At 51.6% G+C, this 23,109-nt stretch carries 21 protein-coding genes and 1 pseudogene; 5 read left to right on the top strand and 17 right to left on the bottom strand.

The window, feature by feature from the left end; all coding sequences use genetic code 11:
• The first annotated feature begins 87 nt into the window (after positions 1 to 87).
• Positions 88 to 489 (top strand): DUF4870 domain-containing protein, encoded by a 402-nt coding sequence (locus ACTHRH_RS20790; RefSeq protein WP_150959850.1) that lies wholly within the window; start codon positions 88 to 90, stop codon positions 487 to 489.
• Positions 438 to 1,193 carry a MerR family transcriptional regulator gene (locus ACTHRH_RS20785; protein WP_150959851.1) on the top strand — a complete coding sequence of 252 codons (756 nt, stop codon included), beginning with the start codon at positions 438 to 440 and terminating at the stop codon, positions 1,191 to 1,193. The genes ACTHRH_RS20790 and ACTHRH_RS20785 overlap by 52 nt, the downstream gene beginning before the upstream one ends.
• Positions 1,194 to 1,502: 309 nt before the next feature.
• Here ACTHRH_RS20785 and ACTHRH_RS20780 read toward each other — a convergent pair.
• Together ACTHRH_RS20780 and ACTHRH_RS20775 are read right to left on the bottom strand one after the other, a co-directional pair.
• Positions 1,503 to 1,790, bottom strand: a pseudogene (locus ACTHRH_RS20780) (RNA polymerase alpha subunit C-terminal domain-containing protein); the annotation flags it as partial.
• Between the two features lie 29 nt (positions 1,791 to 1,819).
• On the bottom strand, positions 1,820 to 4,063 hold the full coding sequence (locus tag ACTHRH_RS20775) for an ATP-dependent helicase (protein WP_440417516.1): 2,244 nt from the start codon (positions 4,061 to 4,063) through the stop codon (positions 1,820 to 1,822).
• A gap of 302 nt (positions 4,064 to 4,365) precedes the next feature.
• Here ACTHRH_RS20775 and ACTHRH_RS20770 point away from each other — a divergent pair, with 302 nt between their 5' ends.
• Complete coding sequence (locus ACTHRH_RS20770) at positions 4,366 to 4,791, top strand: VOC family protein (protein WP_144938083.1); 426 nt, start codon at positions 4,366 to 4,368, stop codon at positions 4,789 to 4,791.
• Between the two features lie 161 nt (positions 4,792 to 4,952).
• Here the strand turns inward: ACTHRH_RS20770 and ACTHRH_RS20765 are convergent, their stop codons facing one another.
• The 14 genes from ACTHRH_RS20765 to ACTHRH_RS20700 all read right to left on the bottom strand — a co-directional run bounded on the left by ACTHRH_RS20765 (position 4,953) and on the right by ACTHRH_RS20700 (position 20,099).
• Positions 4,953 to 5,888 carry a fumarylacetoacetate hydrolase family protein gene (locus ACTHRH_RS20765; RefSeq protein ID WP_440417474.1) on the bottom strand — a complete coding sequence of 312 codons (936 nt, stop codon included), beginning with the start codon at positions 5,886 to 5,888 and terminating at the stop codon, positions 4,953 to 4,955.
• A gap of 29 nt (positions 5,889 to 5,917) precedes the next feature.
• Positions 5,918 to 6,913 carry a Gfo/Idh/MocA family protein gene (locus ACTHRH_RS20760; RefSeq protein WP_379287051.1) on the bottom strand — a complete coding sequence of 332 codons (996 nt, stop codon included), beginning with the start codon at positions 6,911 to 6,913 and terminating at the stop codon, positions 5,918 to 5,920.
• Positions 6,910 to 7,950: a galactitol-1-phosphate 5-dehydrogenase gene (locus ACTHRH_RS20755; RefSeq protein WP_379287049.1), complete on the bottom strand. Its 1,041-nt coding sequence runs from the start codon at positions 7,948 to 7,950 to the stop codon at positions 6,910 to 6,912. Before ACTHRH_RS20755 ends, ACTHRH_RS20760 begins: the two co-directional genes overlap by 4 nt.
• Positions 7,947 to 9,098 carry an aminotransferase class V-fold PLP-dependent enzyme gene (locus tag ACTHRH_RS20750; protein WP_379287047.1) on the bottom strand — a complete coding sequence of 384 codons (1,152 nt, stop codon included), beginning with the start codon at positions 9,096 to 9,098 and terminating at the stop codon, positions 7,947 to 7,949. Before ACTHRH_RS20750 ends, ACTHRH_RS20755 begins: the two co-directional genes overlap by 4 nt.
• Positions 9,099 to 9,153: 55 nt before the next feature.
• On the bottom strand, positions 9,154 to 9,891 hold the full coding sequence (locus ACTHRH_RS20745) for an MBL fold metallo-hydrolase (RefSeq protein WP_379287045.1): 738 nt from the start codon (positions 9,889 to 9,891) through the stop codon (positions 9,154 to 9,156).
• 36 nt (positions 9,892 to 9,927) lie between these two features.
• A complete protein-coding gene (locus ACTHRH_RS20740) occupies positions 9,928 to 10,314 on the bottom strand; it encodes a RidA family protein (protein WP_150959858.1) in 387 nt (128 codons plus the stop codon).
• Between the two features lie 6 nt (positions 10,315 to 10,320).
• Positions 10,321 to 11,487 carry a M20 family metallopeptidase gene (locus ACTHRH_RS20735; protein ID WP_150959859.1) on the bottom strand — a complete coding sequence of 389 codons (1,167 nt, stop codon included), beginning with the start codon at positions 11,485 to 11,487 and terminating at the stop codon, positions 10,321 to 10,323.
• A 31-nt stretch (positions 11,488 to 11,518) separates the two neighbouring features.
• Positions 11,519 to 13,750, bottom strand: a complete 2,232-nt coding sequence (locus tag ACTHRH_RS20730; RefSeq protein ID WP_440417470.1) for a glycoside hydrolase family 20 zincin-like fold domain-containing protein — start codon at positions 13,748 to 13,750, stop codon at positions 11,519 to 11,521.
• 31 nt (positions 13,751 to 13,781) lie between these two features.
• Positions 13,782 to 14,750: a substrate-binding domain-containing protein gene (locus tag ACTHRH_RS20725; RefSeq protein WP_144938105.1), complete on the bottom strand. Its 969-nt coding sequence runs from the start codon at positions 14,748 to 14,750 to the stop codon at positions 13,782 to 13,784.
• 25 nt (positions 14,751 to 14,775) lie between these two features.
• Positions 14,776 to 15,762, bottom strand: a complete 987-nt coding sequence (locus tag ACTHRH_RS20720; protein WP_144938108.1) for an ABC transporter permease — start codon at positions 15,760 to 15,762, stop codon at positions 14,776 to 14,778.
• Positions 15,755 to 17,257: a sugar ABC transporter ATP-binding protein gene (locus ACTHRH_RS20715; RefSeq protein WP_144938111.1), complete on the bottom strand. Its 1,503-nt coding sequence runs from the start codon at positions 17,255 to 17,257 to the stop codon at positions 15,755 to 15,757. The genes ACTHRH_RS20720 and ACTHRH_RS20715 overlap by 8 nt, the downstream gene beginning before the upstream one ends.
• 65 nt (positions 17,258 to 17,322) lie before the next feature.
• Positions 17,323 to 18,021: a GntR family transcriptional regulator gene (locus ACTHRH_RS20710; protein WP_144938114.1), complete on the bottom strand. Its 699-nt coding sequence runs from the start codon at positions 18,019 to 18,021 to the stop codon at positions 17,323 to 17,325.
• 926 nt (positions 18,022 to 18,947) lie between these two features.
• Entirely contained in the window at positions 18,948 to 19,601 is a 654-nt protein-coding gene (locus tag ACTHRH_RS20705; RefSeq protein WP_440417467.1) for an oxidoreductase family protein, read from the bottom strand.
• 156 nt (positions 19,602 to 19,757) lie between these two features.
• Positions 19,758 to 20,099, bottom strand: coding sequence for a hypothetical protein (locus ACTHRH_RS20700; RefSeq protein WP_440417465.1), 342 nt, complete (start codon positions 20,097 to 20,099; stop codon positions 19,758 to 19,760).
• 188 nt (positions 20,100 to 20,287) lie between these two features.
• On the opposite strand from ACTHRH_RS20700, the gene ACTHRH_RS20695 reads away from it, so the two are divergent.
• Both ACTHRH_RS20695 and ilvD read left to right on the top strand, forming a co-directional pair.
• A complete protein-coding gene (locus tag ACTHRH_RS20695; RefSeq protein WP_150959888.1) occupies positions 20,288 to 20,971 on the top strand; it encodes a GntR family transcriptional regulator in 684 nt (227 codons plus the stop codon).
• A gap of 6 nt (positions 20,972 to 20,977) precedes the next feature.
• Entirely contained in the window at positions 20,978 to 22,675 is a 1,698-nt protein-coding gene (gene ilvD, locus ACTHRH_RS20690; protein WP_440417514.1) for a dihydroxy-acid dehydratase, read from the top strand.
• A gap of 46 nt (positions 22,676 to 22,721) precedes the next feature.
• Here the strand turns inward: ilvD and ACTHRH_RS20685 are convergent, their stop codons facing one another.
• Positions 22,722 to 22,898: a hypothetical protein gene (locus tag ACTHRH_RS20685; RefSeq protein ID WP_379287034.1), complete on the bottom strand. Its 177-nt coding sequence runs from the start codon at positions 22,896 to 22,898 to the stop codon at positions 22,722 to 22,724.
• Between the last annotated feature and the right edge of the window lie 211 nt (positions 22,899 to 23,109).

Below are 23,109 nucleotides of genomic sequence, written 5' to 3'. Positions count from 1 at the left end.
AGTCGCGTCACCTTTTACAATGGCATCAGTCACCTTCTGCATCAGAAGCCGTGAGCGATAACCATAAGTTGAAGGAGAGAGCAAACCATGCAACAAGTACCGTTACTTCACAGATTATTGGCCGCCTTAATGCACTTCTTATCCTTGCTATTGACGTTTTTTCTACCGCTGATCGTCTATTTCGCCGTTCGTAAAAAAAGCGACTATTTCTCTTTCCATGCCAAGGAGGGGTTGAACCTGCACTTTACTTTTTTTCCGGTATTTTTGCTTCTTTCTGGTTTATCCAGGCTATGGAGTCCTGCTTCAACCATTTCGCTTGCATTAATACTGCTTGAAACTGTATTGATTGGTATTGCAGCCATCAGTACACTTAGAGGGAAAACCTTCTCTTATCCCGTCATTCATTATTTTAAAACCAGTGAAAGGGGAGGACGACAATGGAACAAGAGAGCTTTACAATCGGAGAGTTCGCACAGAGGTCTGGGGTAAGCATCCGTACCCTTCGTTATTATGACAGTATCGGACTATTGACTCCGAGCCGATATACCGAAGGCGGACACCGTTTGTACGGAATACCTGATCTGCAGAAGCTGCACCAAATTCAGGCTCTTAAGTTTCTCCGCTTTTCGCTGAAAGAAATTGCAGAGATTATCGATACAAGCATCATCGACGAAGCCTCTTTGGCTGAATCCCTGCAGTATCAGCAAAAAGTATTTAAGGCCAAGCAGGAAGAAATTCAACATATCTTAGCCAACCTATCTCACCTAAGCGAAATGATAGCCGGCCAACATCAAGTCGATGTCTCCGTTTTTTGCTCCATGCTCCATTCCCTTATTTGGGAGGAAGAGGCGAAGGATTGGTGCCGCCGGCACTTCCCGGAGCAAGAGGCGGACGAACTGTTCGATCTTCACCACGAAGATAAGCTCAGGTTAGAACAAGAATGGATGCAGATTTTATCGACAATAAAATCGCTGGTCCAGCAAGCTGTTTCTCCATTCGCTCCTGAAGCCCAAGATATGGTCCGGAAGCTAATGATTCTTATGGACAAGACATTGAAGGGGAATTTGACAGAGTTTAACCAAAAACTTGAAGAGGCTACGGCATTCGATTTCCCCACCCCATTTACCGAGGAAGAGGAGCGCTTTTTGAAAGAAGCGATGGAGGCTTATCAGCACAAAGACGGAGCCGTGTAATCCCGGCTCCGTCTGATGGTTCAATCCTCTTCCACTGCAAGGCTTCCATGCGATTTCCACGCTGCCGCGAAGAAGCCTGAACTCCCCGGGAGTTGTGCCGTGGATCCGCTTGAACACCCTGATAAAGTTCTGCGAATTGTTGTAACGCTTCTCGGCGATTTCCACCACTTCATGCCCCCGTAAAAAATGGAGCCGCCGTTTCGCACTGGTCAATGATCTGCCCCGGAATCGTTAATGGTCGGCTATCCCGTTTTCCTCTTTGCCGCTTTCCACGGCATTGGCTTTGTTGCCTTTCGCTTTGTTCCCGGGCTTGAACGCCAAGCCTATTGACTGCAGCGCATTCCGAAGAATAGGCATTGAACGCGGTCCAATCCCGTGAATTTGCAGTATCTCGTGTTCGGTATAGGCTGACAGCTTGTGTAATGTAGTGATTCCATGGTGCTCCAATGCCCGTCTGGCCGGGCTGGAAAGCAGTAACAGGAATCCGGTGTCCGGCTTCTGCTCTTGTTCGCAAACCGGACAGACTGGGCAGTCGCTGCTTTTGTAGTATCGATGTCCTTTGTCACAAATCCTTAATGTCTTCTTTGAGGCCGCCATTTTGTTTACCACCTTCCCGAAATTTAACTTTAAGATCCATCCTCCGCCCCATTCGATAAGAGCCCCTTCTCCAGACAAACCCGGATGGAGAGCTTCTTGACTCCCCTTTGGAACCGTATGCTGATGCTTTCCTCACTTAATTCGACGATTTCCCCGTGTCCGAAGACGGAATGCTTTACCGTCTCGCCCATCTGCAATTCCGATAGAGTCCTTATCGCGTGGGGATCGATTGCCATGGGCACCTGTCCCTGACTGCCCTTCTTCCCCCTTCGCCCCTCATTTCCGCTCCCTGCCTTCCCGGCCTGCGAAATCGGCTTCGGCGGGTTGAGGATATTTCTGACTTCCGTAACGAATACGGATTCCTCCGTCTTTTCCCCATCCCTCTCCCGATAGGCCAACAATTCCAGGTGCGTTCTTGCCCGCGTCATTCCCACATAGAAGAGACGGGCCGCTTCCTCCATCAATGGTGCCCCGCCCGAATCGTCCTTCCGGTCTTCCGAAGACGGAATAATGCCCTCGATCAGATCGATCATGTACACCCTGTCGAACTCCAGGCCCTTCGCGCTATGAAACGTGGACAGCGTCACGGCGTCCTGCCCCTTCCGCGATTTCGCGGACTTCAGAACCGACTCCAAATATTTCAACCGTCCTGCAAACTCCTCCATCGTCTCTAGGGAATGGGCAATTTCCTCCAGTGTATTGAGAATTCCGATCAGGGATTCCTTGCGGAACCCGAGACGCTCACACATCTTCTCCAGAGCCTTCTCGTAGCCCAACCGTCCGCGAATGACCCGGATGGCGTGCAGCGGAGGCATTCCCTTCATTTGTCGAAAGGTTTCCTGGCACATCTGCAGGGCTTTAACCTGATAATCCTGCAGCGGGACATGATTCAGCAAATTGTCGAAGACCGATTCCTGATTGTCGATCTCCTTCAAGGCCGCCATCTGCCGCTTGCTGATGTACCCGTTAAATTTGAGATGGATTTTCTCCAGCAGGTCCGGGCGCTTGTCGGTAAAGGTCATCCTCATGAAGTTCAATATATCTTCCACTACCCAATGCGAGAAAAAACGATTATCCGCATCCTTCATATAGAAGGGAATCCCTGCCCGATCCAGCTCATTGATTAATGCAATGGATGAGGAATGGTTTCGGTACAAAATCGCCACTTCTCCAAGCAGTTCGGCATTCTGAATTGCCTCCGTCAAATATCGGGTCTGGTCTATGTAGCGGGCAAACACGTGAATCTTGGGAGGCTCTGAAGAGGCATTGTCGGTAAACATATTTTTGACGTAGCGATTCTTGTTGCGTCTTATGAATTGATTGGCCGCACCGACAATTTCCTTGGATGACCGGTAGTTCTGCTCCATTCGCATAATAACGGCCTCGGGGTAGGTCTGTTTGAAATTAAGCAAATAGGACGGATCCGCCCCTCTCCAGCTATAGATCGACTGGTCATCGTCGGCCACGACGCACAGATTCCGGTGCTCCCGAACCAGCTTCTCGATCATGGCATGCTGCACCCTGGAAGTATCCTGGCTCTCGTCCGTTAGAACATAATCATACCTCCCTTGATACCTGCGAAGCAGCTCCCGGTCCGTCTCCAGCGCATCGTTAGCAAGGATCAGCATATCGTCGTAATCGATCAATCGCTCGGGATGGCTCGACTCCTTGTACTTCTCGTATTCGCGCAGGACAGCCTCGGCTCCCGGAACGCCCACCTTAACCCCGGACCATTGGTCTCTAGGGACCATCCTGTTCTTGATAAAGCTGATATAGGTCGTCAGCTCGTCCATTTGGTCATCGGTGATCTGTTCGCCGACTATCGAATGGAACAGCATTCTCAGGATCATTTTCTTGTGGAGAGGCAGATGGTCCGGACCCGGTGCCTGGTTCTCCCCTTTCATATCCCCCTCAATGATTCGATAAGGCATTCCGGTTCGGCGGAAGAGATCCCGCACCACTTCATAAGCGAAGCTATGAATTGTCGAAAATTCCACGGCCGGATGCTGCGGAAAAAAGAGCCGGTACCGCTCCTTCATATCGGTCGCCGATGCCCGGCTGAAGGTCACCGCCTTGATTCGTGAAGGATTCACGCCCTTCTCTTCAATCAGATAGCCTATCCGCATGATAAGGGTCGTCGTCTTCCCCGATCCGGGCGAAGCTAATAGCAGCAAAGGGCCCTCCGTCTGAAGAACGGCTTGCTTCTGAATATCATTCAGGGCCACCCCAAGCCTATCTCGACTGCGGGCAAAAAAATGCTCTCGTACGGTCATTCCCATATTCCCATCCATTCCACCGGTCAAATTGTGTGTCCCTTCATTATAACATCGCACGGATAGGGAATAAATTCGAATGGGACCTTGATGGAGAGTGCGGATGCCCATTTGTTTCTGTAGCATCATCCTTATACTTTTCATTTACAAACGTATGTTCCTGATTTATGCTTGAATTATGGGTAATAATGGAGGGTGGGCCCTTTGATTTGTTTCATTCGGTGTCCTGAACGACCCATGTTGCACAGAGGAATGCACGGAGCAGGCAAGTAATAAAAATATGGTCAAGGAGCTGATCAGTAATGTCTTTAAGATTGTCCCCTTATCTTGTGATGGACGGAAATGCAAGAGAAGCAATCGAATTCTACCAACAAGTCTTGGATGCCCAACTCGTCTTCAGCCAATCATTCGGAGAGATGCCGGAGAATCCGGACTTCCCTCTGCCGGCGGAAGCGAAGGACCATGTAGCCCACGCCATGTTAAAAGTCGGCGAAACCGATCTTATGTTTTCGGACACGTTCCCGGGACAGCCTCATCAGAGCGGGAATCAAGTGACCATCTGTATCTCGACGAACGATAAGGAGAAGGCGAAGCAAATGTTCGAAGCCCTGCAGCAAGGCGGCCGTGTGAACATGCCATTGCAAGAAACCTTCTTCAGCCCTGCTTACGGCAGTGTAACGGACAAGTTCGGCGTCACCTTCCAAGTTTTCACCGAGGGCCTTCAGTAAGGAATCGTTGGCCAAACGAATTAAGAAGGGGGCGGCTAACCCCCTTCCACTCACCTTACATGTCGGTCCGCATGCGGCGGTTCCCAGAGAACAAATATCCAAATAATGTTAAAAATGATATTTTCTCCCTTTTCTCTTTCCACGGGAAATCGAATGGGGCTTTATTTATGTTCCGGACATTGGCATCCTCTCTTAAATGTATTTCGAAGAATCCCGATCCCCTGGATTTCCGCTTCGGTTACATCCCCATCCTGAAGCCAGACAGGAGGTGTCATGCCCATTCCGACACCTGGAGGGGTACCGGTGCTGATCACATCCCCCGGCTTCAGCGTCATCGTTCTGGACAAGAACGATACCAGATAAGGGATGTTAAAGATCAGCTCTCTAGTATTGGAGCTCTGCATCGTTGTTCCATTCAGCTTCAAAGAGATAGACAGCTCATCAGGATGTCTCAGCGAATCGGCCGTTACGAGCCATGGCCCCATCGGGGCAAAGCCATCGATCGCCTTCCCCCGGGTCCATTGTCCCTCCGTCAATTGAATATCCCTGGCGCTAACGTCATTAATAATCGTATAACCGAATATGTGCTCAACCGCTTGCTCCTCGGTAATGTTCCGGGCGGTTCTGCCGATAATCACCGCCAGTTCCACTTCATAATCACACTGACTGACCTCGTCCGGGATCCAAATGTCTTCCTCCGGCCCGGCTATGGAGTTGTTATACTTGGCGAACAAAACCGGCTTCGCGGGAATGTCCATCCCGGACTCCCTGGCATGATCCGCGTAATTCAGCCCGACAAAAATCAGCTTCTCCGGATCGGTAAGCGGTGAACACAGCGTGACCTGCGACATGGGAAGGCTTGAAGTTAGCTCCTCCGCCTCTATCTCTATCTGCCGCTTATATTCGGGAGTATGGCTCACCTTCTCGATTAATTGTCTCATCGTCCCTGAGAAACTGAGAGGGATGACCTCTCCGTTCCGGTTGACAGCTCCTAAACGAAGGGCTGCCTCCTCTCCCCTAGCCGCCGTCCCTTCCCGGTCCCGTGCCGTGTTTGGAGACCTGTTCCCTTCTTTCATTCGGTATTGTACCAGCTTCAACGGTTCCGCTCCTTCCTGCTTCTGTCTTTTTACAAGCTAATCTCTTTACCGGATTTCGCCGATTGCAAGATGGCCCCGGCAACTTCAATCCCGTGAAGCGCATCTGCAAAAGAAGTGTACTGCGGCTCTTCCCCTTGCGCTATACATTGGCATACATAGTTCATTTGCTCCCGCAAAGCCCCGAACCGTAAACCATTGATGTCCCGGTGAATCGCTAAATCCGGTGTTAATCTTCCCCCGCTGTTCCAAATCTGCACACCAGTCTCACGCGTATCCACATGAGCGGTTCCCTGCTCTCCAATAATTTCAGCGGTGTCGGCGATGGCAATGCCCGCTTCATCGGGCGTCATCCAATGACTTTCCAATACAGCAAGCACTCCATTGTCAAACTCCAGGTTCGCCCACAAAATTTCCGGACACTCGGGGTCCGTCAGCGCTATCTCATAGGCCCTTACCCTGCGGACCCGGCTAGCCGCGTACCAGATGGCCAGATCAATATCATGAATCATGAGCTCATAAACGGTATGGGTTCTTCGGTAGGTGGCAAAGAGAGACCTGGCTCGGCCCCTTCTTAAATAAATGCTTCGTGGTTTTCCTATTGAGCCGCTGCGAATCCCTTCGTAAACCTCGGCATATTTGGGATCAAAACGAAGCAGATGACCTGGGATAATACTGCGATTCTGATTGATGGACGCATCCCGCATTTCGGCTGCTTCCTCCACGAGCGTCGCTACCGGCTTTTCCACGAGAACACGCTTGCCGGACTTCAGGGCTTTTAACGTCGGCTGCAGATGGTCCTTTTCGAACGTGACGACACTGACCAAATCAATCTCTTCCTGTTCACAAAGCTGCTCATAATCCGTATACCTTCCGGGAACCCCGTATTGGTCTGCCAAGCTGTGTACTCTCTCTTCACGGATATCGCATACGGCTGCAATTTCAACATAAGGGAGGGAATGAAAAGCTTGAAGATGGCATTCCCCCCAGCTTCCGAGTCCTATTACGGCTACCCTTACTTTTCTCAACCGATTCTCCCCCCTGACGCATCCAGTAAAATCTTGCCATGATGGACTTGGCCTGCCACTAAATCCGCAAAAGCCTGGCCGCCTGAAGCAAGAGGCCTAACTTCCGTCCATCCCTCCTCTGTAACTGCCCCGCGTACAAGAAGCTCTACCGCTTCGGCAAAATCCTGGCGGGTGTAGCAGAAGGAACCCAGCACATTGATTTCGCTGCGGATCAAATGATTAACCGGCAGGCTGGTAGCATCTATTCCCAAACCAATATTCATTAAAGTTCCACCTGGGTTTAGCAAAGCGGCTGCAGCGGACCGGGTCGGCTGAAACCCTGCGGCATCTACGACCACGTCTACTCCCTTATCTCCATACATCTCCGCGGCGGCCTGTTCTACGGATCGCTCCAGCGGATTAATCACCATGTCCGCGCCGTTCGCCATTGCTATTTCCAATCGCCGGGAATTCGTATCCACCATAAGAACGGATTCGGCCCCAAGCAGCTTCGCCGATTTGGCGCAAAGCAAACCAATGCCTCCCGCTCCGAAAATAACCACATTCGGAAATACATATCCTTCCATCGCCCTCCTCACCGCCCTAAGCGAACAGGCGAGCGGTTCGGCGAGCGCTGCCCGATAAGGAGAAATACTATCCGGCAGCCGGATAACCGATGATACGGGAACCGTGACCAGTTCTCCATAAGCTCCCGGACGGTGAATCCCGATAATCTGCCGGTTTACACATAATTGAGGCGAGCCTTTCGTACAAGATCGGCAGCGGCCGCAAGCCAGGAGCGGATTAACAACCACCCTGGCTCCCATATCAATGAATTCATCCGCCTTCGATCCCGTCCCCTCTACGATGCCGCAGAACTCATGCCCCATTATGAGCGGCGGAACCCGCAAGCTGTTATGTCCCAGATATCCTTCGATTTCCGATCCGCAGATACCGACGGCTTCCACGCGGATCAATAGCTCATCTTCCCCCGGGCGAGGGGGCTCCACCTCGGTCCATTCCATCTCATTAGGCGCAGTCCAGATCAGAGCTTTCATCCATTCTCTCCCCCTTCCCCTTGAATCCCGGCCAACAGCGGAGCCAGCTTGTTCAGCAGCCAATCGACATCGTCCTTGTCGTTAAACAAGTGGAGAGAGATCCGGAACCGGCCGTCTCCTCCCCAGATATAGATTTGTTCCTTCAGCAGTCCCTCGGCAATTTGCTCTCCCGCCTCGTGCCTTACCGATATGTTTCCCGCCCGTTTCTCCGGCTGTACCGGAGTCATGACCTCAAGTCCCAGCTCCTTGAGCCCCCGGATGAGATAGCTCCCCAACTCAAGCACATGGCGCTCAATATTGGCGATTCCAATATTCAGGAGTAGTTGAACGGTAAAATTCATTGAGTAAAGAGTCGGATAACTCGGGTAGCCCAGCTCGAATCTTCTGGCATCATCCTGCAGTTCAAAAGCTTGAAACCGATTCGGACCGAACATATCCTTGACGCTTCTCCAGCCTACGTAAGCGGGAACCAGTGATATCCGTTCCCGGTTAATCCCGAATACGGCGGCACCATGCGTGGACAAAAGCCATTTATACGAGCTGCAGACGACAAAATCCGCCTCGTACATTTGTACGGGAACAACGCCGAGAGACTGGGTTACGTCCAGCAGAAGCAGTGTGCGGGTCTCTTTCAGCTTGCGGTATAGAGAACGGTAATCCAGCCGCGCCCCGGTCAAGTAACTGACATGGCTGGTCATAACCAGCCTGGTCCGCTCATCGGTGACCCGAAGGATATCGTCGACACCTACCTCGCCATTCGTATCCTCAACTATCCGGATTTCGATGCCCTTTTCCTTCAGCTTCAGCCACGGCAAAACTCCGGAAGGAAACTCCAATGTATGGAGGATCAGATTATCTCCGGCCTGCCAGTCCATGGAGCTGGCGATCATCGATATCACTTCGGAAGAATTGGACATGAATGCAATATCTTCCGGCCGGCCATTCATCATTTGCGCCAACAAGGCTTTGCAGTTGTTTTCCACGGACGTGTTGCGGTCCCTTCCGATCGGCCCCAGGCTCCGTGAACGCATATAATCCTCGACAGCGGCCATACTCCCCCTGTGCGTGGGGGTCTCCGCGCCGCTGTATAGCCAGGTCGTATTCTCCAGTCCGACAAACTCCGATTTATCTATAAGTGCTCTCATCATATCCCAATACCTTTCTTCATCCGTTGCCGGAATTTGTGCTTGACGGTTAATCTTCTTACAAGTTGGGCGGAATGTCCAACCTCACGAATTTCTCATGGGCCATCTCGATATGTTTCCACGCTAGAGTATTTAGGAAAGGGCCATGTCCGGGATAGAGCGCGTCTATCTTCAAGCCGTGAAGCCGCGCTATCGACCTCGCATAGTCTTGAATGACGCAGTCCCATGTGTTTTGCAGAACAATCTTCCCTCCGGCAAAAATAACATCCCCGGAAAACAAGCTCCGTTTTCCTTCCTTTTCCCATAAATAACTGACATGGCCGCGGGAATGTCCCGGGGTATCGATCACGCGAAAGGTAACGCTGCCTATTCGGAGCTCATCCCCATCCTGAACCGTCCCTGCAACCGGGCAGGCGGGATAGGAGAAGTCTCTGGCGTAAACCCCGGCTTCTATCGCCTGATTCAAACTGGTCTTGTCCCGATCCCCCTGTTCCAGCCACGGGGCCGCTTCTTCGGACACGATCACTTTCCAGCCATAAGTATTCTGGAAATAGAACGCTCCGGCAGCGTGATCCCCATGAACGTGGGTAAGCAGAATGTGGGTGATCCGTTCAAGCGGAATACCGCTCTGTTCAATATTGGAAAGGATAGCCTGCGGTCGGACTCCCCCTCCGGCATCGATGAGCACAGCTTCCTCGCCGCAATCCACGAGGTAGACATTGCAGTCCTTCAAATCGCTGAGCTGCATGCCGAATTGGCCGCTGCCCACGAGATACAGATTATCGCTGATCTTCATCCGCTTCCTCCTCGCCTGTTATTTCTTTCCCCCGGCTTACGGTACATAGGCGACGCACTCGATTTCCACACACATTCCCGGCGGGAATTTCACGATCTCCACCGTGCTTCGGGCCGGGGGTTCAGCAGCGAAGACCTTGCCGTAAGCTTCGTTGTATTCTTGAAATCTGTCAAGTTCATTTATAAATGAAAGGACTTTGACTACATGCTCCAGGGAAGTGCCGGACGCCTTCAGAATTTCGGATATATAATGCAGAACCAGCTCCGTCTGCCGTTTCATGTCGCCGGGATACAGCACCTCGCCTGTAACTAAATCAAACGGACAAATCCCCGATACATAGACCATGTCCCCGAGACGAACCGCTTGTGAATAAGCTCCTGAAGGGACCGGCGCTTTATCGGTTCTGATGATTTGTTTTCTCACATGGCATCACCTCCTTGGCGACTTTCCGAACTGACGGGCAAGCTCCTTGTAAAACTCGGCCGCCAGTTCTACTTCATCCATAGGTACCCATTCCTCATCCGTATGTGCCTGCTGGATGGAGCCGGGGCCGAATACGATGCTCGGAATCCCCTTCCTCTGCTGAAGCTTGCTGGCATCGCTGCCATAAGAAGCGCCGCATAATGCGGTGTTGGTCCCCAATCGTCCGGCTGCCGCAAGGGCGCTTCTCACAACCTCGGATTCAGGCGGAGTATCCAATGCTTCATCCAGCAGCAGTTCATGAATGGCAAATTGTACATTTTGCCCATGCAGGAAAGCGGCCAACTCCTTCCTGATTTCGTTCAGTACTATATCCGGCCGTTCCCCGGGAATGAGCCTGCGGTCCACTTTAATCACACACTGATCGGGGACGATGTTAATTTGGCTGCCTCCATGAATCGTTCCTACCGATAAAGTGGGTGCGCCGCACAGCGGATGAACCTTGCGTTCAAGGTCCCCCTTGGACCTCTCGAGATACTCCATCACCTTCATCATATCGGTAATAGCATTTCGGCCTTCCCATGGCACCGAGCTGTGCGCAGCCTTACCCAACGTTTCCACTTCAAATCGGACACAGCCTTTATGAGCGATAACAATATCCAGATTGGTCGGTTCACCAACCACAGCCCCCTGGATGGGCAGATCCAGGTCCATGAATGCCAGCAGCCCGCGGTAGGCATGCTCCTCATCTACCGATGCGCACATAAGCAGATCGGCCTGCAGCTCTTCCCGATGCAGTGAGAAATATTCCATCGTATGAAGCATAGCTGCAAGCGCTCCCTTAGTATCGCAGGCCCCACGCCCGTAGAGGCGGTTTCCTTCACGCCTTGGCTGCAGCGGATTAGGCATCCCCCCCAGGGATACGGTGTCCATATGGGCTTCGAACAGCAAGGTCCGCTGGGGATGACCGGTCTTTAATTCAATGATGAGGTTATCCCGGTTCGGCAGAACCGGCTGCCGATATACGGACAAGCCGGCGGCTCTGCAGCGCTGCTCAATGAATCGGGACAGCTCCATCTCTCCTTCCGCTCCTTCTTCATAAGCCGGGTTTACGGAGGGAATAGCAATCATTGCTTCCAGCAGCTCCAGCACTTCGGTTTGTTTGTCTGCCTGCACTTATACGCCCTCACTTCGTTCCATGATTTATTTATCCAACCGGGGCTTTGTCATCAGGAAGCAATTGGCCTAGGGCGGCCAAGGGCTTGGCTTGAGCGATCTTGGGGCCCCATTCCAGCAGCCATTCCCAGGGAAGGCTCTCGCCTCCGACAATGTAAGCGACCCTTTCCTTGGAGGCAAATTCCTCTCCCAGATCGGCTTCGAATTGTTTGCGGTATTCGTTAATCACCATCGGAATGTAATACTCTCCAATGGCCACCCCCGTCCAGGTATGCTCTTTCGAATCGAAATAATTTTCTTTGATCATCCGGTAATCCTCCTCGGCAGCGGCCAGAGCCTTCCGGGCAAAATGACGGAGCAGCTCCCGATTTTCCGGCATGTTCTTCTTGGCCTCCAAATAATGGTTGTAGGCGATTCCGGCTTCAGCGACTGCTTTCATGCGCAGCGCCATCAAATGAGTTGCCGAGGCACATTCTTGCTGTAGGCTGGTTAGACTGGAGCTTTGCAGAATGGCCTCCAGCGCGGCGATAACCGCTGCAGCCGAATCGAGGCATTGCTCCAAATACAACCGGCCCTCAGGTCCGATGTATTTGTTAGGCATGAATGGAAATGAAGGAAGCTCCGCACAAATTTGGGTTTCGTGAATACATGGAATTGTCCGGATGATGCGCTCGTAGGCAGGCCCATGCTCCGTACCGAACAGATGCCGGCTCGCCACGGCCAGGAACTCGTCTTGATCGAGCCTGCGGCTGTTCCACCCGTATTGGGCCGTTGCGAGGAAGTACAGCTCGTGACCGTACCACTCAAAGCCATAGCCGTTGATTCCCTTGCAGCCTGCACTGGCCGCCCCCTGAAACTGGGCGATGTCATTACGCAGGTGTTGAAAAGCGTAATTGCTGAGCTCTTCGGGGAACGTATCGGGAATCAGATAAGGGATTCTTCCTAGACTGGCGGCGAATCCGCTGCCTTCGCAGTTGCGAGAATAGATTCGTTCTCTTCCGAAAATATTGACCCACTTGATAAATTCCCGGTCGTCATCCTCCAAACCGGGTGCCCAGAACAGATTGACCTTGGGCGGAAGGAGAGACGCCCATCGCTTGAGTGCATCCGGCTCTTTAACAATCGGCGGTTCACGCAGCCACCTTACGCCGACGAGTGTATCCGGGTTAAGCACCCGGACATAATCCTTCAATAAATCGACAGAAACCTGGTGCTTGGCATCGTTGGGCGGCAAATGTCCGTAGGTGTTCCGGCAGGCGGAGCATTGGCAGAACCACTGCACCTCCTCGCTTTCCTCGAAGACAAGGCCGTTAAAGCCGAGACTTTCGATTTGCTTTACGCTTGCGATCAAGTACTGCCTTACCTCTGCCTTGGAAGGGCATAGCGCATCATAATTGTTCACATGCCCGGCTTCCTTCAACTCTTCGGAAAGGACCGCCCTCATTTCCGGATGACGGACAGCATATCCTCCGCTGTATGAGTTGAGACCGATATAGGCGTATACGTCAATCCCTCGCCTGTTGGCATATTCGATAACTTCAGACAGGAAGGGCTGGAGCAGGTTGGGATGAGTAAACGAAACCTCCATCCACTGGCCTGTCTCTTTACACCAGGTCTGAACGGGCAGGTCCCTTAGAACGGTTTCCGGATATTCGGGAAACTCAAACGGCCAGAAGCCGTACATGACAACATTCAGCGCGTTAACTTTATGCCGGAAGCACCAATCGATAAAGGCTTTCCACTTCTCCCCGTTCCACAACTGCATGCCGAAGCCGGCTCTGGCATAGCCCGCATACCAGGTCAAGGTAGGAGAAATCACCCGTTTTTCCACATCGGGGCCATCCAGCATTTGCAAGCATGGGATGGTTTGCCTGCCGCTTTTGCCGATCATTTGGGTCAGAGTCGTCAGTCCGTACAAGGCTCCCTGAACGGTAAGGGCAGCCAGTCGGATCCCATCTTGCTTCACAGCCAACACATACGATTGCTCCGGGACAGGACAGCCATTCAGCCGACCGACCTCTTCTTCGGTTAATTCCTCTTTCAGCGCAAATCGCAAATCGCACGATTCACCTTGCGATAACCATTCGGTCCCTTCTGCTCCGGCTTCCGTTAATTCCGCTGCTATGATGTCTTGAACCTTCGTAAGACTCTGTGGGACGAACACCTTCCAGCGAGATGCCGGCAGGGTGTATTCCCCGGGGAGCGACCCGGTCTCTTTAGGAGTAGGGAACAGAATGAACTTCTCTTCAAGGTTAACGTTCACTAAAGCTCAGCCTCCTCTAGGTATTCTTTAATCACTTTAAGTACTCATCCACGTTCTTGGCGGTAACGGGAACATAGTCGATCAATTCTTTCTTCTCGAATTTTTCCCCTTTGATCAGACCTACCGCTACTTCAACCGCCCGTTTGCCCTCTGCCGTCACATTATCCAATACCGTTGCCGCCAAACGCCCTTCTTTGACCGCTTTCAGGGCATCCGGTATACCATCAATTCCCATGACCACTATGTCTTTCCCTGCTGCTTCCACTGCCTGCAGCGCCCCCATCGCCATCTCGTCATTCTGGGCAGCGATCGCATCGATCTCGGGGAAACGCTGCAGCCAGTCTTCCGTTATTCTCATTGCCTCATCACGATTCCAGTTTGCCGTTTGCTGAGTTATCAGCTTAATATCCGGATACTTGTCGAATAGAGCTTCCTGAAGTCCCTGCCCCCTGGTAATCTCTGCGGAGTGGCCAATCTGCCCCTGCAGCAAGGCGACATTGCCTTTGCCGCCCAAGACCTCCGCAAGCATTTCGCCCATAAAAATACCGGACTGTTTGGGATCCGTACCGACAAATACGTCATAATTTTCATTCTTCGTAAATGTAATAACCTCTACCAGGGGAATGCCGGCCCCCTTTACCTGATCCACAGCAGGACCCAGGCCTACAAAGTCAACCGTATTCAAAATGACGGCATCCACTTTTTGCGTGACCAGGTTATCGACCTGGCTAAGCTGGGTTTCAATTTTATCCTGGCTGTCCATGACGAGCAGCTCGACATTGAGCTCCTTCGCTTTGTCCTGCATAGCTTCCACAAGAGCTTTAATAAACTCGTGCGATAAGCCCTGGGCAGCGACGCCGATTCGGTATTTCGCATCCGATCCGCCGCCTTCCTTCCCGGTTCCCCCTTCACTCTGCGGCGGATTCCCGCAGCCGGCCAAACTTATACATAAGATAACAAGCAAACCTAGGATTCTGTTTTTCCAAGCGCTTCTGTTCATCTTCTGCACCCTCCATTATTGGGTTTTATTTTTTGGCTCTTTGGTCCAAGATGACTGCTCCTGCAATAATCACCCCTTTAATAATCTGCTGATAATAGGAAGACACATCCATCAAGTTCAAACCGTTATTGATAACCCCGATGATCAGCACTCCAACGACCGTGCCCGTCAATGTGCCGACACCCCCGAACAGGCTGGTGCCTCCGATAACTACAGCGGCAATCGCATCAAGCTCGTATCCCAGGCCGCTATTAGGCTGACCGGAACTGATTCGGGAGGCCAGCAAGATTCCGGCCAGTCCGGCCAGGAGACCATTCAGCACATAAACCGAAATTTTGGCCTTCGTTACATTCACTCCCGATATTCTGGCCGCATTCTCGTTTCCCCCTATCGCATACACATACCTCCCGAACTTGGTTTTCGTTAACAGAACTCCAAAAATGATGCATACGCTTACAAAGATGACAACCGGTGTCGGTATGGGGCCGATATAACCTTGACCCAGCGTCAGAAACGGCTTGGATTCAATGACGATCGGCCGGCCGTTGGTATAAATCAGGGCGATTCCTCTCGCAATCGTCATCATCGCCAACGTTGCCACGAAAGGAGCCACGTTGAGCTTGGCCGTCATAGTCCCGCTGACTCCGGACAACGCTCCCGAAGCCAGCATTCCGGCAGCAACGGCCAGGAGGACATAATCGGGATTCATCTGAACAATACTCGCCGCAATAACCGCGGACACGGCCATCAATGAACCAATGGACAAATCAATCCCGCCGGTTAATATAATAAAAGTCATCCCCACGGCCAGTATTCCTATAATGGATACCTGGCGCAGCACGTTCATCATGTTGTTCCAGGTCAGGAAAGCATCGGAGATGGAGCTCAGCACCAGCACCATCAGAAGCAGGATGATAATAATACCGTATTTTCTCATCAGATCCGCCGAATGCTTGCTTTTCCAAGCCTTGAAAATACTTCTGTCGTTTACTTCCGCCGTCAATTTAGACAATTCCGTCCCCTCCTATTGCACATTCCAATATTTCCTCCTGAGTCACCCGATCTCTCCAAAATTCGCCCTTGATCCTCCCCTCCCCCATGACCAGAATCCGATCGCTCATCCCCATTATTTCCGGCAGTTCCGACGACACCATGACAATGCACATCCCCTGACAGGCAAATTCCGAAATAAGCCGATAAATTTCCGCCTTGGCCTTTACATCGATTCCCCGGGTCGGTTCATCAAGGATAAGCACTTTGGGACGGTTAATCAGCCATTTGGCCAATACCACTTTCTGCTGATTTCCTCCGCTAAGGAAGGAAACCTGCTGGCCTAAGCCGCTCGCTTTAATGGATATCTCTTTCATCATCAATTCACAGAGCCGTTTCTCCTCCCTGGAGCGGACAAATCCGCTGCGGGCAACTTTATGAAGATTCGCCAGGGAGATGTTCTCCCTTATTGAGCGGCTTAGAACAAGGCCCTGCTCCTTCCGGTCCTCGGTAACCATGGCCATGCCCAAGGCGATGGCATCGATCGGACGGCGAATGGAAGCCTTCACGCCGTCTATCCATATCTCCCCGGAATCAGCCCTGTCGATCCCGAACACGGCTCTCATGACTTCGCTCCGCCCCGCGCCCATTAATCCGGCAATACCAAGAATTTCTCCCCTGTGCACCTGAAAGCTGATCTCTTCAAACACCCCTTTCCTCGTAAGGCCTCTGACCTCAAGAACCGGCTCACCTATTGCGGCCTCTGTTTTTGGAAAAATACTGGTCAAGGGCCGGCCTACCATCATCGTGATCAAGCTTTCCTTGGTCAGATTGGAAATCGGCTCCGTTCCGATGTACTCCCCGTCTCTCAAAACCGTAACCCGATCCGCCAAAGCAAAAATTTCTTCCATTCGGTGGGAAATATAAATGACGGGAACCCCTTCCTGCTTGATTCGCTTAATAACTGCAAACAGAGTCTGCACTTCTTCATCCGATAACGCGGAGGTAGGTTCATCCATAATAATCAGCTTGGCATCATAAGTAAGCGCTTTAATAATTTCGAGCATTTGCTTCTGGGCTACATTCAATTCTTTCACTTTCTGATTCGGAGTCAGGCTCAGATGGTATTCCTGCAGCAAGCGCTCCGTATCTTCATGAATCCTTCTGCGATTGACGAAGGGCAAGTAAGAATACCTGCTTTCTCGGCCAAGAAATAAATTTTCGGCAATCGTCATCTCGGGAATGGGATTCAATTCTTGATGGATCATCGCAATCCCCATATCAAGTGCAGCTTTAGGACTGCCGATCGTCACCCGCTCCCCCTGAAAGTAAATCTCTCCTTCATCAGGCTTTACCAATCCGGTCAGTACTTTCATCAATGTAGATTTGCCTGCGCCATTCTCCCCCATCAAAGCGTGAACCTCGCCTTTTCTAATTTGAAGGTTAGCTGACGAAAGCGCTTTAATTCCAAAGTAAGATTTAGTGATTCCTTTCATTTCAAGCAGTATCTCATCCATCCTGGAGCCTCCTTATCGGCTGAATCCTGTTTGAGGCCGGGTTCCGACGAAGACGAGCAGCCGGTTTAAAACCAGGCCTGCTCATCATGCTCAATGACCCCTTCCTGAAGCTGAACGTACTCTCCATAAGAGCGATAAATATGCCTTCTCATCGTTTTCTCGGCATGTTCCGGATTTCTTGACGCCAAGGCCTCCACCAGCTCCTGGTGCTGTTCTACCTCCTTGCGCTTGGTCGATTCCCGGCCAAGAATCCGGTTGACCATGGAAATTTGGAAAGATATCGAATCGTAAGTCTGAATCAAACGGGAATGGTTGGAAAGCCTCATAATCGTCTGATGAATGTGCAGAGAGTCGCTTAACAAAGAGTCGACGGCAGGGTCTTCCTCCTTCCGCTTCATTTCTTCATAAAACTGCTTAAGGGAATCGATATCCTCCTCCGATGCGTTAAGGGTGGCTAGACGAATGGCCATCCCTTCCGTCACCGCTCTCAAGGAATAAATCTCATAGACGTCTTTCTGATCGAAGGTTCTTACCATCGGTCCCTTGTTGGGTACAACAATGAGAATTCCTTCTCCGCATAGCTGGCGGATGGCTTCCCTGACCGGGGTTTGGCTGATCCCCAGATCTTTGGCCACTCTCGTTTCCACTATGCGGTCTCCCATATTCAATTCACCGTCTAAAATCAACTGCTTAATATGATCGACCAAATCCTGGCTAATGCTCTGCTTATCCATAAAAAACTGTTTATTTCTCATAACGCTCATCCAATCACCTGCTCTGACAAGAATAATGGTTGCTTTGTTAATAAAGCCGATAAAGTTAACAGTTCAAGACCAATGTTCGGATTATATATTATGGATTATATATAATATATAATTTTGGTGCAACATATTTATTTTCTAAAGAATAGAAAAAGAGCGTCGGCGCGAACGTCAAAAAGCCCCCACCCTACGATGGGAGCCGCAATATGGAGATTAAGAGATTAGCTGTATTTGACCGTACCTCATAAGGACAAGAGAATGTCGCAGCGGGCTAACGGACACTGTGAGGCTTATTGGCAACGTTGGCCTTTTTGAAAAAAAAACGGGGCTCACTGACCTGAATTGACTGATTTCCGGGCTTGTATACGTATCGAAAACACCAATTAAACATCAACGGTGTCCGTTACAATCAAAGAGACATCCTACGAGACCTATTCTATTAAAGGACCCCGGAGGATTGGCGATTAATGGTGTACAACCAAAGATCATGCGAAAATCCTGCACAGTTTGGTTTTAACGGAACCCAGAGACCTTAATCGCTCTAAAAAGGGCCTCTCGATCATTTTAACGGAACCAGATGACCTTATTCCCAAGAAATGCTCGCGAAAGTAGGAGAATTCCAAGCAATAAGCGCAACTGTTTCCGTTAGTCTAAAAAAACCGCCTATTTTGACGAAATAGGGTCTCCTAGGTCCGTTACAATTTCGCTGTTTCTCCATTTCCGGTTTCATTGATTACCAATTGGACTTTTCACTAGCACAACATCCTGTTCTACACCTTTCCCATAATGAATCGACAGCCTCCCCAGGTCCGTAACTTTGCAAAAGCTGCTCCATAAGGGATCAGCGGCTTACCTCCTTCTTGGCTATATTTTTGGTCAGGTGATGGATTCATTAAGTTCGAATTGGATAATTTCGTAGAATAATATGGCTACTGCTTGATTAGTTCATCCATTTCGGCGGCCATTTCCATCTGGATCTCCGTGGCTCGGACAAGCCTCTCCAATAACGCTTCGGCCGCAGAACCCGCAGATCGTTCCTCCTCCGGCTTATTGACCTCCTCCGTGACCTTCCTCAGAAGCTTCGGGACCTCCCAAACAGAGCGTGCCGCGCAGGAAATGTTGAAGCCCAGGCGGATGTCTCGCTCGTCCCCATTCCACCCCAATTGACGCATTCCTTCTATGTATGAACCTATAAAAAGCTCCCGATATTCGTCCAGGCATTCGATAGGCGCACTTCCTCTGCTCATCGTCAGTCCGTAAAAACGGCCCAGGTCTTCCCCGATGCCGGATAAACTCGCAAACTGCCAATCTATTACCGTAAGCCGGGCCTGACCGGCAGCATCGCGAGTGATCATCAGATTACTTTCATAGAAATCTTGATGGGCCATCGTTCTTGGCAGACGTTCTACAGCTTGAAGCCAGTTGTCCATCTGATGATTCACCCGCTCAAACTGCTCCACAATCCGCTCCAGCCGTTTGTCCTTCCCGCGTATCTCCGCAGAAGCTAGCGATGGCCACGGCTGATATTTTCTGCACTCGTTGATCCAGGAGCGCAGCCAGGCCCGGTTAAGCCAAGGCTCCACCGGAAGCGGCTCCCCAAGGCAGAATGCCGCCTGGAATCGCCCAAGCTCCGCAGCCGCGAATGCGTAGTCTTCTTTTTGCCAGACCGGTTGTGTATGTTCCCCGATATCTTCTAACCACAGCCAGAGGGAACCGTCCGGTTTATTCTCAACCGCATATCAAACAGGAGTATGCAGTTCGCCCGGCAACCGCTCCAGCAGCCCGGACGAATACACCAGCGCTTCTCTCTTCCAGTAATTATAGTGTGCCGGATCATCCCGATCCGGGTCGGGACGCAGTCGCTTGACGACCATAGACCACGACACGGTCCCTGCGCCCGCCTTCGAGGCGCCCTTCACCCGGTAAACCCCGTCAGTAACAAAATTCCCGGCCCCCGCCCCTATAGGCGTACCTGTCCATGTTTCCAGTTTCCCATCTATGCCGGCGGCGCGGTTGGCAGCGTACTCCAACACTTCTACATTCAAATCATGCCGTTTGTCAATCTCCCGGGTTTGCCCCACCTCGTCATCCCTCCAGGAAGGAAAAATAGGATCATTTTCCCTGTACTTTTTCTATTCATCTTACCGAACATATTTTCGCCCAACAAGTATTTTTTATTAATGGCCGGGGAAATGAAATTACAGAAAACACTTGATTGAAATATAAATATGCGATATATTGCATATTAAATATTGAAGGAGAGAGAGCCATGCCCATTCCCAGCAATTTTTCAAAACCTATTCGATTGTCTGCCAAAGAACGGGCTTTGTCGCAAATTCAGAGATGGATTATAGACGGTACGCTGCAGCCCGGGGAGAAATTGATGGACGCGGAATTGGCGGAAGCGCTCGGCGTCAGCCGGACCCCGGTCAGAGAAGCCCTGCAGCTTCTGGAGGTTCAAGGACTAGTGGAAATGCATCCGGGGAAGGATACGAGAGTAACGGCTATTCAGAAGGATGACATTCTCAAGATGTATCCAACCCTTGCTTCTTTGCATTCCTTGGCGGTCGAGCAAGCCTGTCCGCATATTCTGCCGGAGCATCTTGAGCAGTTAAGAGAGTTCAACCGGCAGTTTGCCGCGGCGATTGATCATGGTCAGCCCTATCAGGCGATGGAATATGACGAGCTTTTCCATAACTTCCTGGTGGAGATGTCGGACAATCCCTATATTTCTTCTTTCAGCTCCTATCTGCAAAATCATATCCGCCGGTTCAAGTATGTTTTCCTGCAGCAGCCCGAGCCCTCTACTCATTCCTCCGTGCAAGAGCATGCCGGCATCATTGAAGCTTTGGAACGCAAGGATTCGGACACGGCCGCGGCCATGATGAAACAGAATCTGTTAAGACCTATGCGAGAGCTGTATGAATGGATTTCATCCCAAAACAAGGAGTGATGTATGATGTCAGAACAGCGGGATTTGAGGATTCGCAGCAAGGTAATCAGTGAAGGGGTTAACCGCGTGCCCAACCGGGCGATGCTTCGCGCGGTCGGCTTTCAGGATGAGGATTTCCGCAAGCCGATGATCGGCGTCTTCAGTGCCTGGAGCGAAGTAACCCCATGCAATATTCATCTCGATGAATTAGCGCGGGAAGCCAAGCAGGGGGCCCGGTTGAACGGAGGGGCTCCGCTTATTTTCAACACGATAACGGTATCGGATGGAATTTCTATGGGGCATGAGGGCATGCTGTTCTCTCTGCCCAGCCGTGAAGCGATAGCCGATTCTATTGAAATCGTAACAGGAGCGGAACGCTTCGACGGCCTAGTCGCCATCGGAGGCTGCGACAAGAATACTCCGGCTTGTCTGATGGCGATAGGCCGCTTGAACCTGCCGGCCATCTATGTGTATGGAGGTACCATTCAACCGGGAAAGCTGGATGGCAAGGAGATCGACATCGTCTCCGCGTTCGAGGCGGTAGGACAGCACCAGGCGGGCAACTTGGATGATCAGACACTGCATCGGATTGAATGCCATGCTTGTCCGGGAGCGGGAGCTTGTGGAGGGATGTACACCGCCAACACGATGGCGGCCGCAGCCGAAGCAATGGGCATGAGCCTGCCGGGTTCATCCTCCACGGCCGCTATATCCCCCCATAAGGCCGTTGAATGCGCGGAGGCCGGGAAACAGGTGATCCGGCTGCTGGAGCGAAACATACGGCCCCGGGATATCATGACCAAGGAAGCGTTCGAGAACGCCATCACTTTGGTGATGGCCCTTGGAGGCTCGACAAATGCGTTCCTCCACCTGATGGCCATCGCCCATTCGGTTCAGGTCGATCTGAGCCTGGACGATTTTGAACGAATCCGGCGGAGGGTCCCCCATCTGGCGGATCTGAAGCCAAGCGGAAAATATGCGATGCAGGATCTCAGCGATGCCGGCGGAGTCCCGGGCGTCATGAAGCTGCTTCTGGAGAAAGGACTCCTTCATGGCGATTGCCTGACGATTACCGGGCAGACTTTGGCCGAGAATCTCGCATCCGCCCCTCCGTTGAAGGAAAATCAGACCGTCATCCGGCCCTTTGACAATCCGATCAAGCCCGAAGGCCCCCTGGTCGTGCTAAAAGGAAATCTGGCTCCCGAAGGAGCTGTGGCCAAGATGTCCGGGCTCAAGAAGCTTCGCTTCTCCGGTCCGGCCCGCGTCTTCGACAGTGAGGAGGAAGCCACTCGGGCAATTATGCAGGATGAAATACGCCCGGGGGATGTGCTGGTCATCCGGTATGCGGGGCCCAAAGGCGGGCCGGGCATGCCCGAGATGCTTTCGGTGACGGCCATGATTGTCGGCAAAGGGCTGGGCAGCGAGGTGGCTCTGCTTACCGATGGAAGATTCTCCGGAGGGTCGCACGGCTTCGTCGTCGGGCACATTGCGCCCGAAGCCCAGGTAGGCGGCCCTATCGCTTTACTGCAGGATGGAGACCTCATTACGATTGACAGCGAAACGCAGGAGATTCACTTCGATGTCACGGCTGAGGAATTGGAAGCAAGAGCGAAAAGCTGGGTGAAGCCCCCGCTCAAATTCACCTCCGGCGCGCTGGCCAAATATGCCCGGCTGGTCTCCTCGGCCTCCAGAGGGGCCGTAACCGACCTTGACCTTTCCGAATAAGGCGCGGCTGCGGATTGACCTGGTTAATAATTAAAGCCGCTTACCTTTAAGCTGATTTAGAAAAAGCCCTGAACCGGATTTTCGGATTCGGGGCCTTTTTGCTATGGAGTGCGTTATGTGAGATATTCCGCTGATATCCAGGGAGAATGGCGCCCTTTCCGGCATCGATGCCTGCCTTGGAAACTGGAGATTCTTGCTGCAATAATTCATCCAATTTCTTCATCTGGTGGCGCGCCCCGCAGCGGGTTGTGCATCTAACTCGATTTCTTCCAGCTAGTTTGCCCCTTTAGGGGCGAAAATCAGAATCTACCTTGAAAATCCGTCTATTTTACCGTCTGCAGGCATCGTTGCAAGCGGGCGGCACGTCTAACTGTATTTTGTACAGGTAGATTCAAGCGAATGGGCGAAAATGATCAAACTAACTGGATAAACTA

Source organism: Paenibacillus sp. SAFN-117 (assembly GCF_051966115.1).
GTDB lineage: Bacteria > Bacillota > Bacilli > Paenibacillales > NBRC-103111 > Paenibacillus_L > Paenibacillus_L residui.
Note: the sequence above shows the minus strand (reverse complement) of the source record. Positions and strands in the feature narration are given on the sequence as shown.

Bases quoted from the DNA above. Each gene is read 5' to 3' on its own strand.
- ACTHRH_RS20790 (WP_150959850.1), top strand. From the start codon at position 88: ATGCAACAAGTACCGTTACTTCACAGATTATTGGCCGCCTTAATGCAC.
- ACTHRH_RS20785 (WP_150959851.1), top strand. From the start codon at position 438: ATGGAACAAGAGAGCTTTACAATCGGAGAGTTCGCACAGAGGTCTGGG.
- ACTHRH_RS20775 (WP_440417516.1), bottom strand. From the start codon at position 4,063: ATGACCGTACGAGAGCATTTTTTTGCCCGCAGTCGAGATAGGCTTGGG.
- ACTHRH_RS20770 (WP_144938083.1), top strand. From the start codon at position 4,366: ATGTCTTTAAGATTGTCCCCTTATCTTGTGATGGACGGAAATGCAAGA.
- ACTHRH_RS20755 (WP_379287049.1), bottom strand. From the start codon at position 7,950: ATGAAAGCTCTGATCTGGACTGCGCCTAATGAGATGGAATGGACCGAG.
- ACTHRH_RS20750 (WP_379287047.1), bottom strand. From the start codon at position 9,098: ATGATGAGAGCACTTATAGATAAATCGGAGTTTGTCGGACTGGAGAAT.
- ACTHRH_RS20745 (WP_379287045.1), bottom strand. From the start codon at position 9,891: ATGAAGATCAGCGATAATCTGTATCTCGTGGGCAGCGGCCAATTCGGC.
- ACTHRH_RS20725 (WP_144938105.1), bottom strand. From the start codon at position 14,750: ATGAACAGAAGCGCTTGGAAAAACAGAATCCTAGGTTTGCTTGTTATC.
- ACTHRH_RS20715 (WP_144938111.1), bottom strand. From the start codon at position 17,257: ATGGATGAGATACTGCTTGAAATGAAAGGAATCACTAAATCTTACTTT.
- ACTHRH_RS20710 (WP_144938114.1), bottom strand. From the start codon at position 18,021: ATGAGCGTTATGAGAAATAAACAGTTTTTTATGGATAAGCAGAGCATT.
- ACTHRH_RS20695 (WP_150959888.1), top strand. From the start codon at position 20,288: ATGCCCATTCCCAGCAATTTTTCAAAACCTATTCGATTGTCTGCCAAA.
- ilvD (WP_440417514.1), top strand. From the start codon at position 20,978: ATGTCAGAACAGCGGGATTTGAGGATTCGCAGCAAGGTAATCAGTGAA.
- ACTHRH_RS20685 (WP_379287034.1), bottom strand. From the start codon at position 22,898: ATGAAGAAATTGGATGAATTATTGCAGCAAGAATCTCCAGTTTCCAAG.